The 20,905-nt window shown below is 62.3% G+C and carries 17 protein-coding genes; 9 read left to right on the top strand and 8 right to left on the bottom strand.

What is annotated here, in order from left to right; all coding sequences use genetic code 11:
• The first annotated feature begins 45 nt into the window (after positions 1 to 45).
• Both AB7G19_RS04420 and AB7G19_RS04415 read left to right on the top strand, forming a co-directional pair.
• On the top strand, positions 46 to 387 hold the full coding sequence (locus tag AB7G19_RS04420; protein ID WP_063986045.1) for a hypothetical protein: 342 nt from the start codon (positions 46 to 48) through the stop codon (positions 385 to 387).
• 4 nt (positions 388 to 391) lie between these two features.
• The gene (locus AB7G19_RS04415; protein WP_063980746.1) at positions 392 to 1,207 is read left to right on the top strand and encodes an acyl-CoA thioesterase; all 816 of its coding nucleotides are present in this window, start codon (positions 392 to 394) and stop codon (positions 1,205 to 1,207) included.
• A 218-nt stretch (positions 1,208 to 1,425) separates the two neighbouring features.
• On the opposite strand, the gene AB7G19_RS04410 is transcribed toward AB7G19_RS04415, so the two are convergent.
• The 3 genes from AB7G19_RS04410 to AB7G19_RS04400 form a co-directional block, all read right to left on the bottom strand.
• Positions 1,426 to 3,042 carry a phosphoenolpyruvate carboxykinase gene (locus AB7G19_RS04410; protein WP_063980745.1) on the bottom strand — a complete coding sequence of 539 codons (1,617 nt, stop codon included), beginning with the start codon at positions 3,040 to 3,042 and terminating at the stop codon, positions 1,426 to 1,428.
• Positions 3,043 to 3,325: 283 nt separating this feature from the next.
• Positions 3,326 to 5,917, bottom strand: coding sequence for a CHAT domain-containing tetratricopeptide repeat protein (locus AB7G19_RS04405; RefSeq protein WP_063980744.1), 2,592 nt, complete (start codon positions 5,915 to 5,917; stop codon positions 3,326 to 3,328).
• Positions 5,918 to 5,995: 78 nt separating this feature from the next.
• A complete protein-coding gene (locus AB7G19_RS04400) occupies positions 5,996 to 6,730 on the bottom strand; it encodes a HugZ family pyridoxamine 5'-phosphate oxidase (RefSeq protein ID WP_063980743.1) in 735 nt (244 codons plus the stop codon).
• 241 nt (positions 6,731 to 6,971) lie between these two features.
• On the opposite strand from AB7G19_RS04400, the gene AB7G19_RS04395 reads away from it, so the two are divergent.
• The 5 genes from AB7G19_RS04395 (at position 6,972) to AB7G19_RS04375 (ending at position 10,972) form a co-directional block, all read left to right on the top strand.
• Positions 6,972 to 7,673, top strand: coding sequence for a response regulator transcription factor (locus tag AB7G19_RS04395; protein WP_038952081.1), 702 nt, complete (start codon positions 6,972 to 6,974; stop codon positions 7,671 to 7,673).
• A gap of 117 nt (positions 7,674 to 7,790) precedes the next feature.
• Positions 7,791 to 9,593, top strand: coding sequence for a sensor histidine kinase (locus AB7G19_RS04390; RefSeq protein WP_063980741.1), 1,803 nt, complete (start codon positions 7,791 to 7,793; stop codon positions 9,591 to 9,593).
• Positions 9,590 to 10,114, top strand: a complete 525-nt coding sequence (locus tag AB7G19_RS04385) for an HPr kinase/phosphorylase (RefSeq protein WP_063980740.1) — start codon at positions 9,590 to 9,592, stop codon at positions 10,112 to 10,114. The genes AB7G19_RS04390 and AB7G19_RS04385 overlap by 4 nt, the downstream gene beginning before the upstream one ends.
• Before the next feature lie 133 nt (positions 10,115 to 10,247).
• Positions 10,248 to 10,649 carry a PTS sugar transporter subunit IIA gene (locus AB7G19_RS04380; protein WP_007597752.1) on the top strand — a complete coding sequence of 134 codons (402 nt, stop codon included), beginning with the start codon at positions 10,248 to 10,250 and terminating at the stop codon, positions 10,647 to 10,649.
• Entirely contained in the window at positions 10,646 to 10,972 is a 327-nt protein-coding gene (locus AB7G19_RS04375) for an HPr family phosphocarrier protein (protein WP_063980739.1), read from the top strand. Before AB7G19_RS04380 ends, AB7G19_RS04375 begins: the two co-directional genes overlap by 4 nt.
• A gap of 160 nt (positions 10,973 to 11,132) precedes the next feature.
• On the opposite strand, the gene AB7G19_RS04370 is transcribed toward AB7G19_RS04375, so the two are convergent.
• A complete protein-coding gene (locus tag AB7G19_RS04370; protein ID WP_063986044.1) occupies positions 11,133 to 12,758 on the bottom strand; it encodes a glycosyltransferase family 39 protein in 1,626 nt (541 codons plus the stop codon).
• 126 nt (positions 12,759 to 12,884) lie between these two features.
• Here AB7G19_RS04370 and lepA point away from each other — a divergent pair, with 126 nt between their 5' ends.
• Positions 12,885 to 14,696, top strand: coding sequence for a translation elongation factor 4 (lepA, locus tag AB7G19_RS04365; protein WP_028148267.1), 1,812 nt, complete (start codon positions 12,885 to 12,887; stop codon positions 14,694 to 14,696).
• Between the two features lie 951 nt (positions 14,697 to 15,647).
• On the opposite strand, the gene AB7G19_RS04360 is transcribed toward lepA, so the two are convergent.
• Entirely contained in the window at positions 15,648 to 16,514 is an 867-nt protein-coding gene (locus tag AB7G19_RS04360; RefSeq protein ID WP_441267729.1) for a hypothetical protein, read from the bottom strand.
• A 39-nt stretch (positions 16,515 to 16,553) separates the two neighbouring features.
• Positions 16,554 to 17,228: a winged helix-turn-helix domain-containing protein gene (locus tag AB7G19_RS04355; RefSeq protein ID WP_441267728.1), complete on the bottom strand. Its 675-nt coding sequence runs from the start codon at positions 17,226 to 17,228 to the stop codon at positions 16,554 to 16,556.
• Positions 17,229 to 17,749: 521 nt separating this feature from the next.
• On the opposite strand from AB7G19_RS04355, the gene AB7G19_RS04350 reads away from it, so the two are divergent.
• A complete protein-coding gene (locus AB7G19_RS04350; protein WP_231143814.1) occupies positions 17,750 to 18,571 on the top strand; it encodes an ABC transporter substrate-binding protein in 822 nt (273 codons plus the stop codon).
• A gap of 182 nt (positions 18,572 to 18,753) precedes the next feature.
• On the opposite strand, the gene AB7G19_RS04345 is transcribed toward AB7G19_RS04350, so the two are convergent.
• Together AB7G19_RS04345 and AB7G19_RS04340 are read right to left on the bottom strand one after the other, a co-directional pair.
• Positions 18,754 to 19,290 carry a hypothetical protein gene (locus AB7G19_RS04345; protein ID WP_063980736.1) on the bottom strand — a complete coding sequence of 179 codons (537 nt, stop codon included), beginning with the start codon at positions 19,288 to 19,290 and terminating at the stop codon, positions 18,754 to 18,756.
• 484 nt (positions 19,291 to 19,774) lie between these two features.
• On the bottom strand, positions 19,775 to 20,620 hold the full coding sequence (locus tag AB7G19_RS04340) for a hypothetical protein (RefSeq protein ID WP_187387910.1): 846 nt from the start codon (positions 20,618 to 20,620) through the stop codon (positions 19,775 to 19,777).
• Positions 20,621 to 20,905: the final 285 nt, after the last annotated feature.

Here is a 20,905-nt window from a genome sequence, read left to right as displayed (position 1 = left end):
TAGGCATCATATTACGGCTTGAGCTTTTTCTGGCCGGAGTCGATCGTGCCTGTCGGCGAGTATACGAGCCCGGATGGGCAGCTTCGATTGCTGGTCATATGTCCCGACGGGGACTGGACGCTGGGGTTCGACGGATTCTCCTGGCACACGCACGGCAGCATCCTTGCCAGTCTTTCAGGCAAGGACGAGGAAGCTGCCATCGGCGACTTCGTCGCCGATCTGATCAGCGGCAAGAGTATCATTGCGCTGAAGCGCATAGGAGGCTCCGTCGCGGATGCCTGGGTCACAGATGATCCGGCAGACGATGTTTTGAGTTCGCAGCAATATGGCCCTGGTGATGAGACGATGGAGTTTCGTCGTTGGGACGGAAGCTCAGTAGAGGTCTAATCCCATGCACGCCAAGCTCCCGCACCCGTTCGACGACGCCACCCGCATCAGCGCCGGCGACTCCAGCTGGCAGGGGCATACCAGCGACGACTACTGGGCGTTTGTCGGCCCGTTCGGCGGCGCCACGGCCGCGACCATCCTGCGTGCGCTGATCGACCATCCGCAGCGCGCCGGCGATCCGCTGGCCCTGACCGTCAATTACTGCGCGCCGATCGCCAAGGGGCCGTTCGATCTGGACGTGCGGCTGGTGAAGGCCAATCGCTCCAGCCAGCACTGGAGCGTCGAACTGTCGCAGGGCGGCGGCGAGGTCGCTACGCTCGCCACCGCCGTGTTCGCCGAGCGCCGGCCGTCCTGGGAGCACAGGGTGGCGCAATATCCCGATGCCACGGCGTTCGAGGCGACGCTGCCATTCCCGAAGATATCGGCATCCTGGGCCAACCAGTATGAATTCCGCTTCGTCGAGGGCGAGATGCGGATCGGCCCGCCGCGGACCGAGCTCGCTGGCACCTATTCCAAGCTCTGGATCGGCGACCGCACGCCGCGCAAGCTCGACATGCTGTCGCTGATGTCGATGTCGGACGCCTTCTTCGGCCGCATCTTCCACGCCAGGCGCGAGCTGGTGCCGTTCGGCACGGTGTCGCTGACGACGTATTTCCACACCGGCAGCGAGGAGCTCGCCGCCGAGGACATCACGCGCGTGCTCGCGACGGCCGATTCGAAGATCATGCACAAGAGCTATGCCGATCAGAACGCCGAGCTGTGGTCGCCGAACGGCAGGCTGCTCGCGACCACGACGCAGATCGCGTATTTCAAGGCGTGAGGTGCTCTTCCCCTCTCCCCTTGTGGGAGAGGGTGGCTCGTCGCGAAGCGACGAGACGGGTGAGGGGTCTCTCTCCGCGAGCGCTTCTCTTGCAGTTGAACGCGCGGATACAACCCCTCATCCGGCGCTTCGCGCCACCTTCTCCCACAAGGGGAGAAGGAAGAAACAAAAAGGGCGGCCTCGCGGCCGCCCTTTTGCATTGAAGACAGAGCGAGCGATTACTCCGCCGCGAGCTTCACGTCCGGCGCGGCCGCGCGCACTTCGGCGTCGACCTGGGCTTCGAACTTGGCAAAGTTCTTCTGGAACATGCCGACCAGCGCGCGGGCGGTCTTGTCGAACTCGTCCTTGTCCTTCCAGGTGTTCACCGGGTTCAGGATCTCGGCCGGCACGCCCGGCAGCGCGGTCGGGACCGCGAAGCCGAAATATTTGTCGGTGCGGAATTCGACGTTGCGAAGCGAGCCGTCGAGCGCGGCGGTGAGCAGCGCGCGCGTCACCTTGATCGGCATGCGCGAGCCGGTGCCATACTTGCCGCCGGTCCAGCCGGTGTTGACCAGCCAGCAATCGACATTGTGCTGGGCGATGAGGTCGCGCAGCATGTTGCCATAGACGCTGGGGTCGAGCGGCAGGAAGGGCGAGCCGAAGCAGGTCGAGAATTCCGGCTGCGGCTCGTTGCCGAGACCGCGCTCGGTACCGGCGACCTTGGCGGTGTAGCCGGACAGGAAGTGATACATCGCCTGCGCCGGCGAGAGCTTTGCGATCGGTGGCAGCACGCCGAAGGCGTCGGCGGCGAGCATCACCACGTTCTTCGGCTGCGGCGCGCGGCCGGTGCGCGAAGCGTTCGGGATGAAGTCGAGCGGGTACGCGGAGCGCGTGTTCTCGGTCTTGGAACCGTCGTCGAAATCGACGATTCGGGTGTCCTCGTCGAGTACGCAGTTCTCGAGCACCGCGCCGAAGCGCGTCGAGGCGGCGTAGATCTGAGGCTCGGCCTCCTGCGACAGCTTGATGCACTTGGCATAGCAGCCGCCTTCGAAGTTGAACACGCCGTTCGGGCCCCAGCCGTGCTCGTCGTCGCCGATCAGCGTGCGGTTCGGATCGGCCGACAGCGTGGTCTTGCCGGTGCCTGATAGCCCGAAGAAGATCGCGGTGTCGCCATTAGCGCCGACATTGGCCGAGCAGTGCATCGGCATCACGCCGCGCTCGGGCAGATAGTAGTTCAGCGTGGTGAAGACCGACTTCTTCATCTCGCCGGCATAATAAGACCCGCCGATCAGGACGATCTTGCGGGCGAAATCGATCGCGACGACATTCTCCGACTTGCAGCCGTGGCGTTTCGGATCGGCGCGGAAGCTCGGCATGTCGATGATGGTGAGCTCCGGCGTGAAGCTCGGCAGCTCGACCGCCTCGGGGCGGATCAGCAGCGTACGGATGAACAGCGAGTGCCAGGCGAGCTCGGTGAAGACGCGGGTCTTGATCCGGTAGGCCGGATCGGCGCCGCCATAGAGGTCCTGCGCGAACAGGCTCTTGCCTTCGGCGTGCTTGAGGAAATCCTGGTAGAGCGTCTCGAACTGCTCTGCGGTGATCGACTGGTTGCCGGCCCACCACATCTTCTTGTCGGTGGTGGCGTCACGCACCGTGAACTTGTCCTTCGGGCTGCGACCGGTGAACTCACCGGTGTCGGCGCAAAGCGAACCGTCTGCCGACAGCACCGCCTCGCCCGCAGAAAGTGAGTATTGATAGAGTTGCGGCGCGCCGAGGTTCCAGTGAACCCGTTTGAGATTCTTTAAGCCGAATTTGTCGGCACCGAAGGCACCGTTGCGCACGCCCGTCTCTTGCACGAAAAATCCTCCTAGAACCCGCGACACTCAGCGCGACCAAGCTTTGGCGCCATCGCAGTCACCGTGAATTATAGGCCGTCCGGCCTCGGTTGAACGACGTAATAATGGTGAACGCTGGCGTTGCCAAGCCGATCTCGCAGGATTTGGTTTATTCAAGGACCGCGCCAAATGCCGCGCATGTCAGCTCTGAGCGAGCGTATCAAAAAAATACGAATGATCGCGCAACCAAATGCGCAATTCCGCGTTTCCTGTGGTTATTGCGACGCACAATCGCAGGACCGTCCTATCGTACCTCGCCTTCGCCGATGAGCGCGAACGGCCCCCACATCGCGGGATAGGCGTTGCGCGGTGACGAGGTGTCATCAACGTACGTCAACATCGCGCGGCGCAAAGCTTCGGCACGGCCGATTTTTGGTTCGTTCTTGAGCAGTTCGAAAGTCGACGTGGTCAAGCGGGTGGCAGCTTCCGAATCCACTGCCCAATGCGAGACCAGCAGCGCACGTGCACCCGCGTAGAAGAACGAGCGCGCCAGCCCCGACAGGGCCTCGGCGCCGGGCTTGTCGCCGGCGATGGTGTTGCAGGCCGACAGCACAACCCAATCCGCGTTAAGCTTGAGCTGAGCGACTTCACTTGCCGTGAGCAAGCCGTCATCCAGCTCCGTCGGCCGATCGGGAATGGAGAGTGCAAGCGAGGGCTCGCCCAATCCCTTGATATCGCCGGCCACGAGACCGTGGGTGGCAAAGTAGATGATGCTGTATTGAGCAAGCGCTGCACGCTTCAGCGTCGTTTCGCTGGCATCGCGGCCGAGATGGATGTCGGCCTCGGCCGCGCCGACATCCTTTGCTACCGCGTTCAACTCGTCCGCGGTATCCGGCAGTTGCGGCAGCGCCTGCGCAAGCCGCGCGCGATCGACGCCGGCCCCGCGCCAAAAATCGCTATAGGCAATTGTTGCAATGTTGCGTGCGGCGACCTTGCCGCTTGCAGCGCGACGATCGGCCGGCCCTTCCAGCGCAGGATTGAACACGGGATCGCCAAAGCCGGTCATCGGCTTCACGCCCTGCTCCCGACGCGCGACGGCACGCAACGATTTCAGACTGACCACCGAGGGCAGCACCGACACCGCCTGACGCCGCAACAGCCAGGCGGCGCTGCGATAGCCTTCGAGCGTGTCCGGGATCGCAGCTTGCGGCGTCTCCGTGACGAGCAGATGAAACGGCAACGCCGTCAGCGCGGCCGACGGCACCACCAGCAGGTTGCGCTTGTCCTTCGTCAGCCCTTCGACCGGGCCGAGCAGCGCGACATAAAGCTCGTTGGCGAGCCCGAGGTCGAACAACCCTGATTTGCCGGAGGCATCACGCGCCTTGCCGACATCGAGCCCCTTGCGGAAGGCAGTCACCTTCTGCGTCAGCGCGTCCGCGCCGAGCGGAATCTCCTTCCAGTCGACGCCTTCGCGCGTGATCGCGACGACATAGCTCTGCTTGTCGACGACGGAGTAGAGCACCATCGCCTCGTCGGGCGACAGCAAGGGCTGGATATCCTTGACCGCCAGCGGCAGGGGGTTGGAGAGCGACGCATAATCGGGAAACTCGACCGCGAGCGTCTTCTGCAAGCCTGTGCGCTCGTTCGCTATCGCCGCGATCCGCACCTGGCTGCGCTGCTCGGCCGCGACGTCGCGCTGGGCCGACTGCTTCGACACCGCGGCGATGATCGCCTTGTCGAGCGCCTCGGACTCGGCCGCAAGATCCTGGTCCCGGCGCACGAGCTCAGCGAGCCTGTCGCTGCCCGCAGCAAGGCGCACGGCCAGCTTGTTCACGGCGGAGGCAGCGGAGGATTGCGTGCCGCGCTGAATCGCGGCAAGCGCCTCGTCCAGCGCCCTGTCGTCAGGCAGCAGATATTGCTGTCGCGCGGCGAACAGGACCGGCAGCACGACGCGCAACTGCGCGCGATTGGTCGCAAGCGTCTTTTCCGCGAGCGGCAGCGCGTCGGCGTTCCGGCCGGAGACGTAGAGGAAATAAGCGAGATTGCTGGTCGAGGTCGTGACGTCCGGATGATCGGGACCGAGCGCACGTTCGCGGATCGACAGCGCACGGCGATAGAGCGGCTCCGCATCGGCATAGCGCTGCTGGTGCTCGTAGAGACCGGCGAGATTGTTCAGCGAGCGCGCGACGTCGGGATGGTCCGGTCCCAGCACTTTTTCGCGGATCGCGAGCGAGCGCCTGATCGGCGCCTCGGCATCCGCATCGCGGTTGAGGTCGCGATCGAGCTGGCCGAGATTGTTCAGGAGCGTCGCGACCGCCGGATGCTCGGGGCCACCGGCCTTCTGGTAGATCGCGAGCGCGCGCTGAAACAACGGCTCGGCTTCGGCCTGACGCTGCTGCTTGACGTAGTATGTGGCGAGATTGTTGAGGGACTGACCGACGTCGGGATGCTCGCGCGACAGCGCCTTCTCGCGCACGGCGAGCGCACGCTTGAACAGCGGCTCGGCCTCCGCAAAGCGGCTCTGCCTCTGATAGAGCGCGGCGAGGTTGTTCAGCACCGGCGCGACCTCGACGCTGTCGAGACCGGTCCCCTTCTCCATCAGTGCGATGGCGCGCTTGTAGAGCGGCTCGGCCTGGTCGTCGTGACCCTGGTCGGCGTAGATCTGCGCGAGGTTGTTGAGCGCGCCCGCGAGATCACGATTGTTGGTGGTCTTCTCGAGAGACGCCACCATGGCCTGCGCCAGCGGCAGCGCCTCCGAATATTTGCCGGCGCTTCGGAGTGCGTTGATCCGCGCGCTCTCCGCGGCGAGACCTTTCTGGGCAAAGCTGGGCGTGGCAAGCGATGCGATGATCGCGAGCGCCAAACCCGCAACCAGCGTCAAACGACGGCGTGTCATGAACCCTCTCGCTGCCGACTTCGAACCATTACGGTCTTGGGTCGCAGCGATGGGGGGCAGCGTTCAAATTGTTGCGCGCTAGTCCACCTTCGCGCGCGCTTTGCCAGCAAGGCGGACCAGCATCTTGCGCAGCGCCGTGCCGTCAGTCACCCGCTCCGGGAAGTCCAGCCGCAGCGCAGTCTGGCCATCCTGCATGTCGAGGCCTTCGGGGTCGCAGCCGGTGCAGCGCCAGTCGCCCTCCGCCGCGCCGAGGAGTTTTGTTGCATAGAGACCCATGGCGTCGCGGTGGTCGGCATTCATGTGCGCGACCGCCCCCTCCTCCGCCGCCAGCAGATCCTCGGCACCGGTAAGGTCCGTCAGGAACTGCTCGGGCTTGAGATCGACGATGCGGCCGAAGCCGGCGACCAGATGGGTTCCCGTGGGCCGAATTCTGAAGAAAGAGAAATCCTTAAACGAAACAAACGCTTCGGCCGAGGGATGGGCATTGAGATACCGCCGCTGGAGCAGATCCTTGTCGGCATCGGCCTGTTCCGCCCGGCCGGACAGCATGATTCGGGCACCCTCCAGCGGATCGCCGGCCGCGCGTTCGTCCAGCATCAGGGAGACCCGGTGATCCGCCAGGATGTTCCTGGTGTGCACGGCCAGGCCCGAGATCAGCAGGATCGGCGAGCCGTCGGGGTGGCTCGCCAGATTGACCAGGGAGCAATAGGGATCGCCGCTGCCGGCCATCAGCGTTGCCAGCGCCCCCTGGCGCGAGCGCCTGAGCAGCGATTTGGCGAGCTTTCCAGGGTCGAAGTCGGGGGTCGGGTGCATCGGCTTTCTCGGGTCAGGTGGTTGCAAGGGAGGTCTTTTTTCGGGTAAACGGGGGTCAGGTTATGGGTCGAAACGCGGCGAATCTGCTGCGCTTCGTGGAACTTGGTCACACTTCAGCCCAGCTTGCATTGCTCGGTGACAAGGTTCGACCGCCGACTTCGGCACCCGTGTATGCGGCGCATCAGTGAATTGCTCGCCGTTTCAAGCCACGACCCAAACGGAAAGCAGAAAGCAGAGGCTCATGCCCACAATCGCTTTGGTCGACGACGACCGCAACATTCTCACATCCGTCTCGATCGCGCTGGAGGCCGAAGGCTATCGCATCATGACTTACACCGACGGCGCCTCCGCGCTCGACGGCTTCCGCACCACCCAGCCCGATCTTGCCATCCTCGACATCAAGATGCCGCGCATGGACGGCATGGAAACGCTGCGCCGGCTGCGGCAGAAATCCGACCTGCCGGTGATCTTCCTGACCTCCAAGGACGAAGAGATCGACGAGCTGTTCGGCCTCAAGATGGGCGCCGACGACTTCATCCGCAAACCGTTCTCGCAGCGCCTGTTGGTCGAGCGCGTCAAGGCCGTGCTGCGCCGCTCTGCACCGAAGGACCCGACCGTCGCGCCGAAGGAGAACGATGCCAAGGCGCTCGACCGCGGCCTGCTGCGCATGGACCCCGAACGGCACACCTGCACCTGGAAGAACGAGCCGGTGACGCTGACCGTCACCGAATTCCTGATCCTCCAGGCGCTGGCAACCCGGCCCGGCGTGGTGAAGAGCCGCAACGCGCTGATGGACGCCGCCTATGACGACCAGGTCTATGTCGACGACCGCACCATCGACAGCCACATCAAGCGGCTGCGCAAGAAGTTCAAGGTGACCGACAACGAGTTCGAGATGATCGAGACGCTCTACGGCGTCGGCTACCGCTTCAAGGAAGCCTGAGGCTCACGCGCCTTCACGAAAGACTGAGAGCATCGCCGGTTCTCGTTCCATCGGGACCGGGATGGCTCTAGGATGCGGGGACCCTTCGCACGAGATGTCCTAACGCGGGCGTAAGCATTGCTTGACCGAACGCAGCCTGACGAGAACCAGAATGCCGGGGATATCGCATCCGACGGCGTACCGGAGCACGTCGCCGACGACAAGCCGGCCGCGCAAGGTTGGCGACCGTTCTCCTGGCTGACGCGTGCCGGTCAGTATTTCTTCGCGCTCTCCTTCTCGAGCCTGACCCGCCGCATCGTCTCGCTCAACCTCGCCGGCCTCGTCGCGCTGGTCGCGAGCATTCTCTATCTCTCGCAGTTCCGCGCCGGCCTGATCGACGCGCGTGCGCAGAGCCTGCTGGTGCAGGCCGAGATCATCGCCGGTGCCATCGGAGCGTCGGCGACCGTGCAGACCAACGCGATCACGGTCGATCCTGACCGCCTGCTCGATCTGAAGCTCGGCGACAGCTACGGCGAATCCGACGATTATTCGGCGCTGAACTTCCCGATCAGCCCGGAGCGCGTGGCCCCCGTGCTGCGCACACTGATCTCGCCGACCAAGACCCGCGCGCGGATATTCGATCCCAACGGGACGGTGCTGCTCGACAGCCGCGACCTCGAGAACGTGCTGATCTTCCCGTTGCCGCCGCCATCGCAGAAGCCCGGCGTGATCGAGCGCGGCCTGACTTCGGTGCGCCTCTGGATCAACCGCGGTGACCTGCCGCTGTATCGCGAGCTCGGGCGAGAGAACGGCAATGGCTATTCGGAAGTGAGCGACGCGCTCCAGGGCCAGAAGCGTTCGATGGTGCGGGTCAATTCGCGCGGCGAGGTGATCGTCTCGGTCGCAGTCCCCGTGCTGCGCTCGCGCGCCATCCACGGCGCCCTGATGCTGTCGACGCAGGGCGACGACATCGACCAGATGGTCACCGCCGAGCGCCTGGCGATCCTGAAGGTCGGCGGCGTCGCTGCCGCGGTCATGATCATGCTGTCGCTGCTGCTCGCCAGCACGATCGCAGGTCCGGTGCGCCGGCTCGCCGACAGCGCCGAGCGCGTCCGCCGCCGCATCAAGGCCCGCATCGAGATTCCCGACTTCACCCGGCGCCGCGACGAGATCGGTCACCTGTCCGGCGCGCTGCGCGACATGACCAGCGCGCTCTACAGCCGCATCGAGGCGATCGAGATGTTCGCCGCCGATGTCGCGCATGAACTGAAGAACCCGCTGACCTCGCTGCGCTCCGCGGTCGAGACGCTGCCGCTGGCGCGCAACGAGACCAGCCGCGCGCGCCTGCTCGAGGTGATCGAGCATGACGTCAAGCGGCTCGACCGCCTCATCTCCGACATCTCCGACGCCAGCCGCCTCGACGCCGAATTGCAGCGCCAGGATGCGGTCCGGGTCGACCTGCGCCGCCTGCTGACGACGCTCGTGTCCGTCGCCAATGAAACCAAGCTCGGCCATGACGTCGCGGTCGAAACGCGCTTCGAGGGCCGCGGCGCGACCGACGCGTTCTCCGTGACGGGCCACGATTCACGGCTCGGGCAGGTGGTCTCCAACCTGCTCTCCAACGCGCAATCGTTCTCCGAGCCCGGCAGCAAGGTGCGCCTCACCTGCCGCCGCGTCCGCTCCGAGATCGAGATCGTGGTCGACGACGACGGTCCCGGCATCCGCGACGACGCGCTGGAGCGCATCTTCGAGCGCTTCTACACCGACCGTCCGCACCAGGGCTTTGGCCAGAACTCCGGCCTCGGCCTGTCGATCTCCAAGCAGATCGTCGATGCCCATGGCGGACGCATCTGGGCCGAGAACCGCCCGGGCCCTGTGGACGAGGACGGAGCGCCTACGGTTGTCGGCGCGCGGTTCGTGGTGAGGCTGCCGGCGCTATGAGCGACGGTGGCCCCAGCGTTCACGCCTCCGCAGTCAAGGTCGGGACTCTGGCGGTGCTGATCCGCGGGCCCTCAGGCTCCGGCAAGTCGCGCCTTGCCTTCGATTTGATCATGGCGGGACGCGCTGGCGTGGTCGAAAGGGCCGTTCTGGTCGGCGATGACCGTGTCCATCTGGCGACAGTCGGCGACGAAATTGAAGTCCGCCCCGCGCCGCTGCTGGCCGGCCTGATCGAGATTCGGGGACTGGGAATCCGCCGCTGCGACTTCGTGGAGCATGCGACCGTCGGCCTCGTGGTCGATCTGGACGCCGCCGACGCAGAACGGCTGCCTGCGGCGGAATCGCTGAAAACAAGCATTTTCGGTGTCGAAATACCGCGAATCCCCGTCGGGCGCGACTATTCGCCCCTCCCTTTGGTTGTTGCGGCCTTGACCACTACCAAGAGTTCATCTTCCGTTAACCCTTCAGGCGATTGTTTGAAGGGAAATGGTAACCATATGAACCCCACTATCGCGACCGAATAGACCGGCGCAGCTCCCCTCATCCATCCGTCTAGTTTCAGGGAGATACGCAACATCCCCTCTTGCGCGGGGGCTCTGGATGGTCAAAGTGGCGCGTTCGTGCGGTGCACCAAAAGCGCCCGCGAGGAGTTTTCCGATGATTGGTCTAGTACTTGTGACCCACGGGCGCCTTGCCGACGAATTCAAGGCAGCGCTTGAGCATGTCATGGGCCCACAAAAGCAAATCGAAGCGATCACGATCGGTGCCGAAGATGATTCCGATCTCTGCCGAAGCGACATCATCGAGGCGGTCAACCGCGTCGATTCCGGCGACGGCGTCGCGATCCTCACCGACATGTTCGGCGGCACGCCGTCGAACCTTGCAATATCCTGCATGAGCCGGCCGAAGGTCGAAGTGCTCGCGGGCATCAACCTTCCCATGCTGGTGAAGCTTGCCAAGGTGCGCGAGGAGCGTCCGTTGCCCGACGCGATCGCGATGGCCCAGGAAGCGGGTCGCAAATACGTCACCATTGCCAGCCGCGTGCTCGCCGGCAAATGAGCGACGACGCGCCGCTCGGAAACCAGGCCGGGACAGGCGTGCCGGCGGGAGCCATTTCCAAAGACCTCCTGATCATCAACAAGCGCGGCCTGCACGCCCGCGCCTCGGCGAAGTTCGTCCAGGCGGTGGAGCGCTTCAACGCGCAGGTGTGGGTGACGCGCGGCGGCGAGACCGTCGGCGGCACCTCGATCATGGGCCTGATGATGCTGGCCGCAGGACCGGGCACGACGATCACGGTCGCCGCCGCCGGTGATGATGCCCAGGCTGCGCTTGCGGCGATTACCGAGCTCGTTGAAAGCAAGTTCAACGAGGAAGGGATCTGAGCCACGCGCTCGGCGCCGTAGGGTGGGCAAAGGCGCGAAGCGCCGTGCCCACCATCTCGCGACAATCGCCACAGAAGTGGTGGGCACGCTTCCGCCGTCGCTCTTCGAGCTATGGCGGACAAGTCGCTTTGCCCACCCTACGGGACCGACAACGCCGCAATCACTTCGCCGGCGGGGCGATGTAGATATTCCAGCTCATCGCCGGGCCGGCCTTGCCGTGGGTGAAGCGGCGCGTCGTCATCACGATGCGCTCGGCGTTCGGCGCGATCTCCGAGACCCATTTCTCGAACGCCGGGAGGCGGCCATCGGTCGGATCGAACACGCCGATGAAACCATACTTCTTGGCATCCTCGCGCGATGTCAGCCCGGAATCCCAGGCTTCGAGCGGCATCAACGCGGCCGGATGGTCGGGGCTGTAGAACACCATCGGCTGGATCGACTCCATGGTGCCGGCAACGACCGCCCAGCGCGAGCCGAAACGCGTGTGCCAGGCCTGCGTCAATTCATGCGCTAGCTCCGAGCGCGCGCCGTAGGTCGCCGTGTTGCCGGCATTAGCGGCCATCTCGCGCGCGGCGATCCAGGGCGAGGCGGCGAGCGTGGCGACGCTGAGCAGGAGCCAGATCACGGCGATGTTGAACAGGGCCGCGCTCTGCACCCGCAGCGCCGGGATCGCGACCAGCGCCAAGGGTACCAGGAAGAACAGCGAGATGCCCCAATCGGTCTTCATGTAGATGCTGAAGGCCAGCGCGCCGAGCGGCGGGCCGACCGCGACGATGATCTGGATGATCCAGACGTTCAACGCCTGCGCAACATTGACGCCGGGATTGGCGCCGCGCCCCCAGGCACGCGTGACGATGCGTAACGGTGCGCGCAACAGCAACGTGAACCAATGCGGCACCAGCGCCATTGCGAGCGCGGCCAGCGCCACCGGCAACGCCAGCAGCGCCAGATTATGCAGGGCGTAGCCCGCCACGAGCTGATGGACCTGGCGGCTGTCATCGAGGCTGTAGGTATCGCCGGCATAGGTCAGCGGCACGAAATGCACGCCGGCAAGCCAGACGATGTGCGGGATCATCGCCACGACCATTGTCGCGATCGCCACCCACGGCGCCGGCGACAGCAGGAATCGCAGCCGGTCGGGATGGATCAGCGCGGCAAGGCCAATGGCGCCGATCATGGTCAGCACCCAGTATTTGGTCATCAGCGCCAGCGCGCCGGCGAGCCCGAACCAGATACCGGACTGCCAGGTCCGCTTCTCGAAGGCGTTGAGATAGGCGAGCACGAGCAGCGGCAGCGTGACGAGTTGGAGCAGGTCGGGGTTGTACTTGAAACCCTTGAAATTGAAGATCGGGTAGAGCGCGACCATCACCACGACCAGGAACGCACGCCGCGCGTCCACGACGCGCAAGCTCAGCAGCCAGCAGATCACCATGCCGACGCCGACGGTCGCCATCGCCAGCGCATAGGTCGCCCAGTCCGCCGCCGGGAACACCTTGAACCAGAGGCCGGCGACCCAGCCCGACAGCGGCGGGTGCTTGCCGTAGCCCCACAGGAACTCCTGGCCCCAGCCATAGGCTTCTGCGACGTCCATGTGAACGTCCTGCGCTGCCTTGAGATTGATCAGGATGAAGGTCCAGATCACGGCATGCAGGATGGCGAGCTGGATCACCAGCCAGAGCCGCGCTTCGGGCCGGATCGCGCAGGCAACCAGCCAGGCCCGGAAGCGGTTAAAGCTCACCCGGGCTTTTACGCGTGTTCGGGCGGAGGGGATCGAGGTCGTGGACATGAGCCTGGACATGGGCCGTTGCGTAGCGCGTTTTGGGCCCTCGTGGAATCAGCTTGGCGTGAAGAAAGGCCCTGAAAATACAGCAATATGGTTGCCGCACGGGGATGTGAGTGGTATCCCGCGCCCATGACGACCGTCCCCATTTCCAACATCCGCAACTTCTCCATCGTCGCCCATATCGACCATGGCAAGTCGACGCTGGCCGACCGCCTGATCCAGATGACCGGCGGCCTCACCGACCGCGAAATGGCGGGCAAGGAGCAGGTGCTCGATTCCATGGACATCGAGCGCGAGCGCGGCATCACCATCAAGGCGCAGACGGTCCGCCTCGCCTACCACGCCAAGGACGGCAAGGACTACATCTTCAACCTGATGGACACGCCCGGCCATGTCGACTTCGCCTACGAAGTCTCGCGGTCGCTGGCGGCCTGCGAGGGTTCCCTGCTGGTGGTCGACGCCAGCCAGGGCGTCGAAGCGCAGACGCTCGCCAACGTCTACCAGGCGCTCGACAACAATCACGAGATCGTCCCGGTCCTGAACAAGGTCGACCTTCCCGCGGCCGAACCCGAGAAGATCAAGCAGCAGATCGAGGACGTCATCGGCATCGATGCCTCCGACGCCGTGATGATCTCGGCCAAGACCGGCCTCGGCGTCCCCGACGTGCTGGAAGCCATCGTCACCCGCCTGCCGCCGCCGAAGGGCGACCGCGAGGCGACCTTGAAGGCGCTCTTGGTCGACAGCTGGTACGACGTCTATCTCGGCGTAGTCGTGCTGATCCGCGTGGTCGACGGCGTCATGAAGAAGAACCAGCGCATCCGCATGATGGGCACAGGCGCGGCGTATGACGTCGAGCGCGTCGGCTTCTTCACCCCGAAGATGGAGCAGGTCGACGAGCTCGGCCCCGGCGAGATCGGCTTCATCACCGCGGCGATCAAGGAAGTCGCCGACACCCGCGTCGGCGACACCATCACCGACGACAGGAAGCCGGTCACCGAAATGCTGCCGGGCTTCAAGCCGGCGATCCCGGTGGTGTTCTGCGGCCTGTTCCCGGCCGACGCCAATGACTTCGAAACGCTGCGCGGGGCGATGGGCAAGTTGCGCCTCAACGACGCGAGCTTCTCCTACGAGATGGAAACCTCGGCTGCGCTGGGCTTCGGCTTCCGCTGCGGCTTCCTCGGGCTATTGCACCTCGAGATCATCCAGGAGCGGCTGTCGCGCGAGTTCGACCTCAACCTGATCGCGACCGCGCCAAGCGTGATCTACAAGATGCACCTGACCGACGGCCAGGAGATCTCGATCCACAATCCCGTCGACATGCCCGACGTGGTCAAGATCGCCGATATCGAGGAGCCCTGGATCGAGGCCACCATCCTCACTCCCGACGAATATCTCGGCAGCGTGTTGAAGCTGTGCCAGGATCGCCGCGGCGCGCAGAAGGAGCTGACCTATGTCGGCTCCCGCGCCATGGTGAAGTACGATCTGCCGCTCAACGAAGTCGTGTTCGACTTCTACGACCGCCTGAAATCGGTCTCGAAAGGCTACGCCTCGTTCGACTATCACCTGACCGACTACAAGGTGGCCGATCTCGTCAAGATGCAGATCCTGGTCAACAACGAGCCGGTCGACGCGCTGTCGATGCTGGTGCATCGCACCCGCGCGGAGGGGCGCGGCCGCGCGATGGTCGAGAAGATGAAGGAGCTGATCCCGCCGCACATGTTCCAGATCCCGATCCAGGCGGCGATCGGCGGCAAGGTGATCGCGCGCGAGACGGTGCGCGCGCTGCGCAAGGACGTCACCGCAAAGTGCTACGGCGGCGACATCACGCGTAAGCGGAAACTTCTGGAGAAGCAGAAGGAAGGCAAGAAGAAGATGCGGCAGTTCGGCAAGGTCGACATCCCGCAGGAAGCCTTCATTGCCGCGCTGAAGGTCGATAGCTGAGGCCAGTGCTCGGGCCACACCGGACCTGACGAGATTGGGGTCCGGCCCGGATATCGGGACCGACAAACAAAATTCGCGAAAACAACCCCATGCACAGTAGCCGGCCCTTGTCGGCATTGGGCTTTTTCGATTTTACGAAATCGATTTGACCCGTCGGGCAAAACAGGGGCATGATGTCATCATGGCAGCGGGTGTGCAGCAGGCGTCCATCAGGACACGCCATCTCGGCCGCCGACCGATTGGCAACCTCTGAATTCGATATCCTGGCGCCACGTCGATGACGGCTTGCGTCGGCTTCTGGCCCATAAACCGACCTGCCAAGCACTGCTCCTCGAAGACCGCTTTTGACCCGTGGCGACATTGGAGCAACTCCGTCCATTGCCCTTCGGGAATAAGGTTGTTATGTTTAATCGACGCCACCACTGCTTGTAGCTCTCTTGAATAGTCGCCCACTTCGAGGTGGAGTTGTGGAGGACATTACTATGAGATTTTCCTCGCTGTTCCTTGTGGGCTTAGCTGTCGCCATTTTGTCGAATGCACCCGCCAACGCCGTGAAGAAAACTACGAGGCCGAACACTCCATCGACAGAGATATTTTACTCGGGTGCGCATGCCAAAGTGCTTGACCCGGATATAAGGGCGTTTGCGCCAGCCAAGGCCAGGACGTACGTGGAATGCAAACAAGGGTTATGGGCGCAAGGTGCAAACCCCAACTATCAATACGCGGTCTGTAGCAGTATGGGGTACAAGAACTGACCAATTCACGCACGCAGCAGAGGCCGCCCTCAGATGGTGGCCTCTCTGTCATATCGGGTCTTATGAGGCCAGCAGGGAACGTCGCCTCCTGGCCCGTGTGAGACATGGCGGTGCAGTCCGACGATTTCCGTTCACAGGGGTAAACCGGAAGAGAGCGGCACGCGGCCATAGTAACGCGATAGACCGATCGCCGGCATCACCCCTCCGGTACTCCGGCGATGTACAATCCCCTAACCAAGCGCCTGGCTCCTGCAACGAAATTCGCGTCGCCGCGCACTGGAACGTTTCTGACGCGACGGATCGTAAATGTTGGATCAAGTGCAAGTCCGGTTTTGGCGGCCACTTGCGCCTCGTCCAGCCTCCCAAGAAGCGCGAGCGCTGCAGCGTACCCGAAATGCAGCAGCGGATAGTTTCGGTTGGCCTCGATTCCTCGGGCACACCAAGCGGCCGCTTCAGCGTCTGCTGCGATCTGGAGCTTGGCAAAGCCCGCCGTATTCATCCATCGGAAGGCGGAGATATCGCGAGGGGAAAGGCGCAGTGCTTCGTTGACGTGGAACTCGGTATCCGCACCGCAACCCATATAAAATTTGGCCTGACCCATCATCTCGTGAGCGTCAGCCAGATTGCGATCCAGGGCCAAGGCTCGCTCGCACTCAGCCACGCCTTGGGCCGTCCGGTTCGTATAGATGAGCACCATTGCCAAGGTGAAATGAGCCCAGGCATGGTCCGGAGCAAGGCGGAGCGCCTTTAGCACCATGGTCTCTGCCGCTGCCAGATGCGGAGGCTCGTTGTCTTTCAAGAACGCCGCGACAAGCACTGTCTCGACCAACGCGCTCCAGCTCATGGCGTCGACATTTTGCGGATCAGTCGCCAGAGCCCGTTCAAAGGAATTGCGAGCTTCTGTCAAATTCTCGAGTGTCACCCCCCTATTGCAAGAATGGCGGCCCTGGAAATAGAGATCCATGGCATCGGGATTCAACGTTCTTGCCGCGCGACGCGCCTCGGCCACGATGAGCTGGTTGTCTAAGGTCCGCGCAATCCTTGCTACGATTTCGTCCTGCATATCGAGCAGATCGGCGAAGGGCTTGTCGAAGCGGTCGGCTCACAAATGATTGCCCGTCGTCGCGTCGATCAATTGAACATTCACCCGGAGACGATTATCGCAACGCTGCACCGAGCCTTCAAGCGCGTAGCGAACATTCAACTCACGACCAATCTGCCTGACATCGACCGATTTGCCTTTGTAGGTGAACGCGGTGTGTTGGCCGATAACAAATGAGCCACTGATGCGTGATAAATCCGTGGTGAGGCTCCCGGTCACACCATCGACAAAGTAGTCCTGCTCGGGGGCGCTGCTGAGATTGACGAAGGGCAACACAACGATGGAAAGGCGAGGTGGTGAAAGCGACCTCTGCGCCGTATCATCGTTCTGCGCCACTTGGCCAAGGGGGACGGTTGTGGGCCTTTGCGCCTCCTGCACCGCGCCAACGAAGCGGAAACCCTTGCGGGGCATCGTCTTGATCAGGCGCTGTTTCTCGCCCGTGTCGCCAATTGCGCTGCGAGCTGCATTCATGCGCGTCGTGAGCGCGGCATCTGAGACGATGCGACCACTCCAGACCGCACCGAGGAGATCGTCCTTGCTGACAACCCGCTCCCTGTTGCGAATGAGGTAAAGGAGCAAGTCAAACGTTTGCGGCGCAGTAGCAATCAGCTCGGCTCCGCAGCGCAGCTCGCGCTGGTCCGTGTCCAATACATAGTCTTCGAAGAGATAGCGCAACGCCGTCTTCTCCGCCCGATAGACCACATTTCTTCCCAAACGCGCTCATCGCAGAAGGACACCAAGAATAGGCCGGAGACGAGAGAAAAGTAAGCTGTTCGTTCAGGGATGACCGACGGCGGCCGATATGGAGCGGCTAGGCACTTCCGCTCGTGCCCCATCGCTTCCGTTGACGCGGTGCAGCTATGTCGGGTGATGGCGGCAGAGCGGAAGTTTGCCCCTGAGCGCCAAACCGACGCTTTTGACCCAACCCGGACATCGCAGAGCCACCTTTGATTTTCAGTATGGCCTTTTAGACGCTAAGATGCGTTGACCTAGACTCTGGCTAGGGGGCGAACATGAGGCGGCGTGCTTTTCTCTGTGCCGTTTGTGGTGCGGTAGCATCGCCGCAGCTGGCTGCGGCCGCGGGGAGCACCAAGAAGAAACGTCTTGCTATTTTCGTCCCATCAGAGCCGAGCGCGGACTGGCACGATCAGAGCGGGAAAAGATATCCTCGAGCCCTCTTCGCGGAACTGCGACGGTTGGGACAGATCGAGGGACAAAACCTCACAGTCGAAAGTTATGGTCGAGAGCAAAATACGTCCGGCCTCGAAGCCTTGGCGACGGAAATCGTTAGCAGCAACCCGGATGTCATTCTCCTCGGTGGTCCTGGCGCACTCATATTCAAGAAACTGACATCGCGTATTCCAATCGTAACGATAACTGCCGACCCCGTTAGATTGGGGATTGCCGAAAGTCTGGCTCACCCGGGCAGCAATTTCACGGGAGCCAGCATCGATGCCGGTCCATCGATTCATGGAAAACGGATTGCACTGCTGCGCGAAATCTTTCCTTCAATATCAAAACTTGGCTTGCTCGCTCTTCACATCCAATACAGCGGGCTCGTCAAGGGTTCGCCTATCCCCGCAGCGGCCCAGGAGGCTGGCCTACCTATCGCGGTGTCGCTACTGGATGTTGGTGCTCAAGAAAATGACTGGCGGGCAGCGGTAGAGAGCCTTTCCGGCGAAGGCGCAAATGCAGTCATGGTGGTCGACTCCCCTGAAACTTTTCAAAACAGCGCTTTGATCGCCAAGTTGCTGACCGACGCGAGACTTCCGGCGATTTTCGCGTTCACCGAATCCGTCGAAGCCGGGGGCCTAATGGCCTACTCCTTTGATCTAGTCGAATTGTATCAGCGCGCTGCCAACAACATCGACGCAATTCTCCGCGGAGCAAAAGCTGGCGATATTCCATTCTACCAAGTGACCAAATTCGATCTGTCCATCAACTTGAAGACGGCCAGGCAGCTGGGCCTTTCCGTCTCTCCTGCACTCGCGGCCAGTGCCGACAAGGTCATCGAGTGAACAGGTCCGGTTATGGCCCGCGGGTGACATGCCCGCGCAGTCTGACGATTTCCGTTCACAGCGGCAGACCGGAAGGGAGCGGCACGCGGCCATATTGACGCGATTGACCCGAAGGCGACATACAGCAAGCTTCAACTTCGGGACGTCAACCTTATTGGCCAATCGTAGTTCGACCGCGGAGATTACTGAGCCTGCTTCAAGTAGGCTTCAACCTCGCGCAGGTCGTTCTGCGGAGGAAATGACAGGAGAGCCTGAGACGGACTGCACCACGGATAGGGAAGCGAAGATAGCCAGCGCATCACGCCATCGAGTTCGGCGCCAGATAAGACTTTCATGACTTCAATGGTGATCACCAGCCTCACCACTTTTCCGTGCTCATTGAAATGCCAGTCGTAACGTCCACATCCAACTCGCAGCGGTTGCCCGCTGGCCTTGGCGGACATCCCCACCAACCAATGGCACTGAAAGCGCGCTCGGTCCGTTTCGGAAGGCCGGGATAGGCAGAACGTGTAGATGTTCTCGTATTCGACACCAAAACGACGCACCAAGATTTCTTCCACGGCGTTCAAGCCGGAAGCCGTGTTGGGGAATGAAATGGCGTCGGTCTTGACCACCATTTCGAGTGCAATGTCTTCAGAGAACGCCTGCCTCATCAAGAACGGTCGGTTGCCGTCCTTGGCCAAGATGTAGGTTCTTACTGCTTCGGCAGGTGTGGGCATGGTGCCTCAGGCTAGCACACTCAGGCTCCAAACGGGAATGTCCGCTTCTCGCCATCAGCGAAGTGGCGACACCTTTCATTGGGGCCCGCTTGGTGGGGTGGAGCGGACTGACTTTGCTCACTCTGCGTTCTTCGCATTTTGACCCGATTGAGACATCGGTCGCGTTCCAGCGTACCCAATATGAAGGGCTACAACCCGCCTATTCAGGCGCCGACCAAATTCGATTGGTGATCAACTTCAAGACCGCCAAAAAAAGCGCTCGACCTCGACGTGTCGTTGCATCTCCAGCGGCCCACCGACGAGGTGATCAAACTAAATGTGAGATGCTGTTTGCCGCCGGTTCCAGCCAGCCGATGATCTCTTTGTTGAAGTGGTGAATTGCGAGTGCGAGGTACGTGTCGGTGGACTTAACGCCGCCGAAGCAGATGACTCCGCAATCGTTGAAGCGGTGGGGATTGGTGCAGTCATCCGCCCAGGGAACTGGCTACGCGCCAGTTGTCACGATGCAGTTGATCACAGACGGGTAATCACTTTGCTCCTGTAAGCGAATAAATTCTTTGATTGCGCGATAACACGTCGGCATCGACGCACTTCCACCCATGCTTTGGTTCGCCCAACGATCCAACATGACATGCGTCTTGACAATTTCTGCGTTCGCCGCGCGCAGTATGCCGACGGAAGGCGAAGCCGTTTCAAACAGATACTTGTGGAAGCTGATCACGAAAGTATCGCTTCTCGGTAATCCGTTGCCATACGGAAGAAGGTCCACATCCCGCACAGTCTTTATATTTTTATAGAGCCACTGCGAATCGATCAACGCTTTCCCAATCCCTCTTCCCTCAACGCCAAGCGGAGCAACCCACTCGGGGCCCGGGGCTATGGTGGACCAAAAGATCACGCGATCATCACGGCGGTTCTCCATCGCCTTGAGCATGCAGAGGAACCGTTCCTTTTGTGGATCGTTCGAATGCTCCACCTCGTACTGGAGCTTCTTGAGTTTGTCGGGCCAGGGTATGGGTGCAGGTGGGGGCGGAGGCGGCATAGCGGGAAGATAGATTTTGCGCAGCTTCGGGTCAGCCCCGATAAACGCGTAATTGCGCCCCCCGTCACGGCTGTGGCGGCAACCCACGAGCTCTCGCAAATACCAATTCACCTCCTCAGGAACGTGCGTTTGGAAATTGAACTCGATTAACGCCCACGCATCTATGTGCTCGCGCGCCGCAATTTTCCACCAGTCGTCCGTATCCAAGACCGGATATTCGCGCCCGCCTTTGGGCGGCCACAAGCCGCGTTTCTGCACTGGATTAAGAGGAACTTTGATATTGACCATTCAACGCCTCCCGCACAGTCCGAACCGTAGCGCGATACGCACCGGCCACGGTGGCGAAAGAAATGAAGTTTCGCCGGAAACATCGGAATGGCAACACGTCGGCGACGCGCCCGATATGAACTATCTCACATTTGTTCTGGCGCCAGCCGCTCGCGGACAATGTCGCCCCTTGGCCCATCGCGCCACTTTCCGCGCGGCGAGAGAACTTCCGAAGCTGGTGCCAGACCGGAAGTCGTCGGCTAAAGGTCCAGGCTGGTGCTTCTGACCCAAAGCGGAAAATCAATG

It is taken from the genome of Bradyrhizobium sp. 215_C5_N1_1 (assembly GCF_052075935.1).
GTDB classification, from domain to species: domain Bacteria; phylum Pseudomonadota; class Alphaproteobacteria; order Rhizobiales; family Xanthobacteraceae; genus Bradyrhizobium; species Bradyrhizobium barranii.
This window is presented reverse-complemented; position numbering and strand designations above follow the sequence as displayed.